The 5,073-nt window shown below is 67.8% G+C and carries 6 protein-coding genes; 3 read left to right on the top strand and 3 right to left on the bottom strand.

Annotation, left to right across the window (positions count from 1 at the left end):
• The coding region (locus QOI01_RS24770; RefSeq protein WP_526385683.1) for a zinc finger domain-containing protein at positions 1 to 139 on the top strand (139 nt) is incomplete at its 5' end.
• A gap of 40 nt (positions 140 to 179) precedes the next feature.
• Positions 180 to 1,865, top strand: coding sequence for a cation:proton antiporter (locus QOI01_RS24765; RefSeq protein ID WP_526385681.1), 1,686 nt, complete (start codon positions 180 to 182; stop codon positions 1,863 to 1,865).
• Here QOI01_RS24765 and QOI01_RS24760 read toward each other — a convergent pair.
• Both QOI01_RS24760 and QOI01_RS24755 read right to left on the bottom strand, forming a co-directional pair.
• Positions 1,862 to 2,152, bottom strand: a complete 291-nt coding sequence (locus QOI01_RS24760; RefSeq protein WP_526385679.1) for a DUF1330 domain-containing protein — start codon at positions 2,150 to 2,152, stop codon at positions 1,862 to 1,864. The genes QOI01_RS24765 and QOI01_RS24760 overlap by 4 nt on opposite strands.
• A gap of 9 nt (positions 2,153 to 2,161) precedes the next feature.
• Positions 2,162 to 2,995, bottom strand: a complete 834-nt coding sequence (locus QOI01_RS24755; RefSeq protein ID WP_526385677.1) for a DUF1542 domain-containing protein — start codon at positions 2,993 to 2,995, stop codon at positions 2,162 to 2,164.
• 138 nt (positions 2,996 to 3,133) lie between these two features.
• Between QOI01_RS24755 and QOI01_RS24750 the strand changes: the two genes are divergently transcribed.
• On the top strand, positions 3,134 to 4,552 hold the full coding sequence (locus QOI01_RS24750) for an amidase (RefSeq protein ID WP_526385676.1): 1,419 nt from the start codon (positions 3,134 to 3,136) through the stop codon (positions 4,550 to 4,552).
• 337 nt (positions 4,553 to 4,889) lie between these two features.
• On the opposite strand, the gene QOI01_RS24745 is transcribed toward QOI01_RS24750, so the two are convergent.
• On the bottom strand, positions 4,890 to 5,073 hold a 184-nt coding region (locus QOI01_RS24745; protein ID WP_526385674.1), incomplete at its 5' end, for a hypothetical protein.

Raw genomic sequence — 5,073 nt, 5'->3', positions numbered from 1 at the left:
GCCTTCGTATCGGCCGGGCCGGCCACGCACCTACGTGTATCGGCGCGCGGGGGAGCCGTGCCGGGTGTGCGGCACGGCGATCCGTACCGAGGCGATGGAGGCGCGCAACCTGTTCTGGTGTCCGACCTGCCAGGTGTAGCCGGCGGGCACCGACGACGGTTTGACGGGACAATTGGCGGGTGGAACTCATCCTGGTCGTCGTCGGGGCCATCGTCGTCACCGCCGTCGCGCATCGGCGCGGGCTCGAACCCGCCCTGATCATCGTCCTCATCGGTATCGCGGCATCGTTCGTGCCTGGATTCGAAGCGCCAGAACTGGATTCGCACATCCTGCTGACGGTGGTGTTGCCGCCGCTGCTCTATTCCGCGGCGCTGGACTTCTCGTTCCCGACCTTCCTTCGCAACATCCGACCGATCCTCGGCCTTGGCGTCGGGCTCGTCGTCGTCACCGCGTTCGCCGTTGCCGCGGTGTCCTCATGGCTGGTGGTGGTGCCGTTGACGTTCGGAACGGCGCTCATCCTCGGCGCGATCGTGGCCCCGCCCGATGCGGTGACGGCCGTCGCGGTGGGGCGCAAACTGGGCCTGCCGAAGAAGGTGATGGCGATCCTCACCGGCGAGAGCCTCATCAACGATGCCGCCGCGCTGACGCTGTTCTCCATCGCAGTCGCGCAGGTCGCGGGCAGCCACACGTTCATCGAGAATCCGTTTCTGCTGTTCGGCTACAGCGCCGTCCTCGGGCCGATCGTCGGCGCCGCACTGGGATTCGTGACGCTGTGGATTCGCAAGCGACTCGCCAATCCTGGCCTGGAGACGGTGCAGGGGCTGGTCGTGCCCTTCGCGGCGTTCATCGCTGCCGAGGAACTGCACGCGTCGGGTGTGCTGGCCGTCGTCGTTGCGGGGTTCGTCGTCGGCAACGGCGCTCTCGGCGCGGGTTATCAGACCCGGCTGCAGGAGCGCTACGTGTGGAACTCGGTGGACGTGCTGCTCGAGGCGTTCGTGTTCGCCTACATCGGTCTGCACCTTCGATTCGTATTGGAGGATCTTCGGGAGGCTCACGAGTCACTGGCCGAGGTCGCCATCGCCGCGCTGATCGTGTTGGCCTTCGTGATGCTGATTCGGCCACTGTCGGTGTTGGTGATGTTCGGTCGCAGCAAGCTCTCGAGCCACGTCGAGAACAGGCTCAGCGTGCCGGCTCCCGAGCGCGGGGGCCGGGGCGCGCTGGGCACCCGTCGGCGCGGTAAACCGCCGGGCAAGTGGCGCTCGCTCATCGACCGCCGGTCGCTGACGTGGCAGGAGAACGTCGTCGTGTCGTGGACCGGAATGCGCGGCGTGGTCACCCTCGCCGCCGCTGCCGCCATCCCCGTGACGCCGGCGGCGGGCGAGCCGTTTCCCGAGCGCGCGACCATTCAGGCCATCGCCTTCGTCGTCAGTGTCGGCACGCTGTTGATCCAGGGTGCGACGCTGCCTCTGTTGATCAGTCGCCTAAACCTGTCGGAGGACGAGAGCGCCTATGAACGTGAGGAGACGCTCAAGGCCGAACGGGTGGTGCACGAGGCCGCCGACGAGGTGTTGGCCGAGTTCAGGTCGAACCCACCGGAAGGGCTGGATCCGCGCGTTCTGCTCGAGATCCGCAACACCATTGCCCGCCAGTCGCAGGACGCCGACGAGATGCCCGACCCCGCGACGCGCAGCCAGCGGGCGGAGGTGTTCGCGACGCTCTACCTCGACGTGCTGAAGGCGCAACGGTCCGCGCTGATCGCCGAGCGCGACGACGGCCGCCTCGAGGATGAGGCTGCGCGGGCCATGCTGGAGCGCCTCGACCTGCAGGAGGCCGGGGTGTCGGCGCGGCTGGAAAGTCGGCTCTAAACACCCTCGACGAACAGCAGGCGACGCGTCAGCGCCCGGTCGCGGAGGGCGAGCGCTTCCGCGTATGCCGCGGAGGCGTACCACCGCCTGGCGGTGTCCATGTCTGGGAACTCGACGATGACCAGTCGCCTGCGTGGCAGGATCTCGTCCTCGACGGCGTCGGGGACGGCACCCCGGACCAGATAGCGACCGCCATGCTCCTCGATGGACGCCGCGGCCAGCGTCCGGTAACGATCCGCGAAGGATTCGTCGAGGATCTCGACTTCGGAGATGACGTAGGCAGCCATGACGTCAGGCTAGAAGCCGCCGAAGTCGCCGCCGCCGCCGCCGAAATCCCAACCGCCGCCGCCACTGTCGCCGCCACCGTCACCGCCCCAGCCGCCGCCGTCGCTACCGCCGTCACCCCAGCCGCCGTCCTGGCCCATCTGATCGCCCCCACCGTCGAGCTGGCCCTGGTCGAGACCGTCCTGGAAGCCGTCGCCGTAGCCGTTCTCGAACCCTTGCGCGCCGTAGCCGACACCGCCCATGCCCGAGAACAGCGTGCTGAACAACAGCACCGAGCCGACACCCCAGGCGCCCGCCACCAGGGCGGGCTTCCACCACGGCTCGGAGTACCAGCCCGCAGGTACGGGCCTGCCTGCCACGCGACCGCCGGGGTAGTAGTTCGGGGTGCGTTGCGACGGAGTGGGCGAGGCCTCGATGTCGCGGCCCTCGTACTGAACCCGGCGGTCCTCGGTCACGGTGCCCGCCGCATTCTGTCCTGAGAGCGACTCGAGTTCGGGTCCGGGATCCATGCCCATCGCGACCCGCGCCGCACGCGCGTAGTACAGCCCTTCCATGGCGCTCTCCTTGGCGAGCAGCGCCTGTCGGGCGGTGGTGGCCTGGTCGATCTGCGACCCCGCGGCGTTGAAGCGCTCGGAGGCGTCGGCCAGCGCCTGTTTGGAGGCGTCGTCGGTTCCCGTCAGGTTGATCACCTGCCCGCCGAGCCGGTCGATGGCGCGCCGCGCGTCCGCCTTCGCATCGTCGAGGGAGGCCGCAGTGCGCTTGCCGGAAGCCTTCGAGGTGGCGTAGACGGCGAGCCCGATGGCTGCGACGAGGATGACGATGAGTATGAGCAGGGCGCCGGTCATGACGTCCAGCGTACCTACAGGAATGGGCGCCGAATCGGCCCGCGAATCGGCCGACTCCAGCTGACGACGGGAACCGCAGCTCGGTGCGTCGACGATTCTCCGGATGCGGAGCGGTCACTCACGTTCCAGACTGTAGCGATGCCCGACGCCGAACTGTGCTGGACGCCCGCCACCGAGCTCGCCGACGCCGTGCGGGCCGGTTCGATCACGCCCACGGAGATCGCGACCATGTTCGCCGACCGGATCGAAGCCTTCAATCCGCAGCTCAACGCCTACATCCACTTCGACCGCGAACAGGTCATCGACGATGCCGCGACGCTGCAGCAGGAACGTGCCGAGGGCAGGATTCGAGGACCACTGCACGGCGTCCCGTTCTCGATCAAGGGCCTGACCACGATGGCGGGGCTGCCGTTCGACTCCTCACTGAAACCTCTGGCCGGGACCGTGGGGTCGCACGATGCCACCGTCGTGACTCGGTTGAAGGAAGCCGGCGGCCTGTTTCTCGGCAAGACGAACGCCCCGGAGTTCGGCTACTACGGAGGCGCCGACAGCCATCTCTACGGCCCCACCCACAATCCGTGGAAACACGGCCACACCGCAGGCGGTTCCAGTGGCGGGGCAGCCGCGGCGGTGGCCTCGGGACTCGGGCCGTTGGCCGAGGGTGCGGACGGTGCGGGCTCGGTGCGCATCCCGTCGGCGATGTGCGGCGTGGTCGGGTTCAAACCGTCGCTCGGCCGCATCCCGCACACCCTTCTCGACGGGCGGCATTACACGCACGTGTTCCACGGGCCGATCACCCGCACCGTCGCGGACGCGGCGTTGATGTTCTCGGTCATGTCCGGCCCATCGGACTCCGACCCGAACAGCGTGCCGGACGACGGGATCGACTACGCGACGGCCGTCGAGGGCGACATCACCGGATGGCGGGTGGCCTGGTCGTCCGACTTGGGCCTCGGCCACGTCGACCCCGAAGTGGTGGCGGTGTGCTCAGATGCGGTGCGCGCCTTCGAATCCCTTGGCGCCGTGGTTGAAGAAGCCACCCCCGCCTGGGGTCATCCCGAGGAAGCCATGTGGAAGGGCTTGTGGGTTCCCGGTTACTCGTGCGAGTACGACGTGCTCGACTGGAAGACGCTGAGCGGTCAGGTTGACGATCAGCTCATCGAGATCTTCGCTCAGGCCGAAACTCTGACCGCAGTCGAGATCGGCAGGGCAGAGGCGTTCCGCGGCCGGATGTGGGACACGTTCAGTGAGTTCATGCGGACCTACGACATCCTGGTCAGCCCCACCTTGGCCACTCCCACCTTTCCGCTCGATCGGTTCGCGCCCGAGTGGCTCGATGGCCAGTCGCTGCAACGTCAATTGCTCGGCTGGTTGCTCACCTACCCCTACAACATGACGACGACCCCGGCCATCACCGTGCCCGCGGGCTTCACCAGCGACGGCAGGCCCGTCGGGCTGCAGATCGCCGGGCGGCACCGCGCCGATGCTGCCGTCCTGCGCGCCGCGGCGAACTACGAGGCAGCGAGGCCTTGGTCGAACGTCAAGCCCCCGCTGTAGTCGCCGCCGGAGGCCGAACATGCGTTCGAGCAACAGAGAACCGCTGTGTTGGCGCGGTTCATTGGAGCGGGCGACGGGAATTGAACCCGCGTAGCTAGTTTGGAAGCTTGTTTCTGCGCTCCGCGGGCAATCAGCCGAGCAGGTCACGGCCACCGGGCCGCTGAGGGTTATTCCCAGTCGTACCAGCAGGAATAACCCTCTGCGGGTCAGTGCGGTGCGATGGCCTGCACTTCGTCGCCTCCGTCAGCAACCGATGCAGTCACGGGACGAATACGGGATGGCGGCAGCGTCATCCAGCAAATCGAACACCTTTGGCGAACGAAGACGGCGCATGGCTTCAGGAGCCGACCGACGAATTCGCCGAGAACTTCGGCAAGCCGCTAGCCAAGGAGCCTTCGCCCTGGCGCTGAGCGCCCCTCTGCGCCCAGATCGCCTGCAGACCGCGCCGCACGGTGCCCGCCACCCGAATGCGTCGACACGCCAAGCGCGACCGGTGCATAGCGGTGTCCGCGTTTGGCGTG

The sequence above is a fragment of the Mycobacterium sp. genome (genome assembly GCF_032162605.1).
In the GTDB taxonomy this organism is placed as follows: domain Bacteria; phylum Actinomycetota; class Actinomycetes; order Mycobacteriales; family Mycobacteriaceae; genus Mycobacterium.
The sequence above is the reverse complement of the archived record's forward strand: the minus strand, read 5'-3'. Positions and strand labels throughout refer to the sequence as shown.

Bases quoted from the DNA above. Each gene is read 5' to 3' on its own strand.
- QOI01_RS24760 (WP_526385679.1), bottom strand. From the start codon at position 2,152: ATGGCTGCCTACGTCATCTCCGAAGTCGAGATCCTCGACGAATCCTTC.
- QOI01_RS24755 (WP_526385677.1), bottom strand. From the start codon at position 2,995: ATGACCGGCGCCCTGCTCATACTCATCGTCATCCTCGTCGCAGCCATC.
- QOI01_RS24750 (WP_526385676.1), top strand. From the start codon at position 3,134: ATGCCCGACGCCGAACTGTGCTGGACGCCCGCCACCGAGCTCGCCGAC.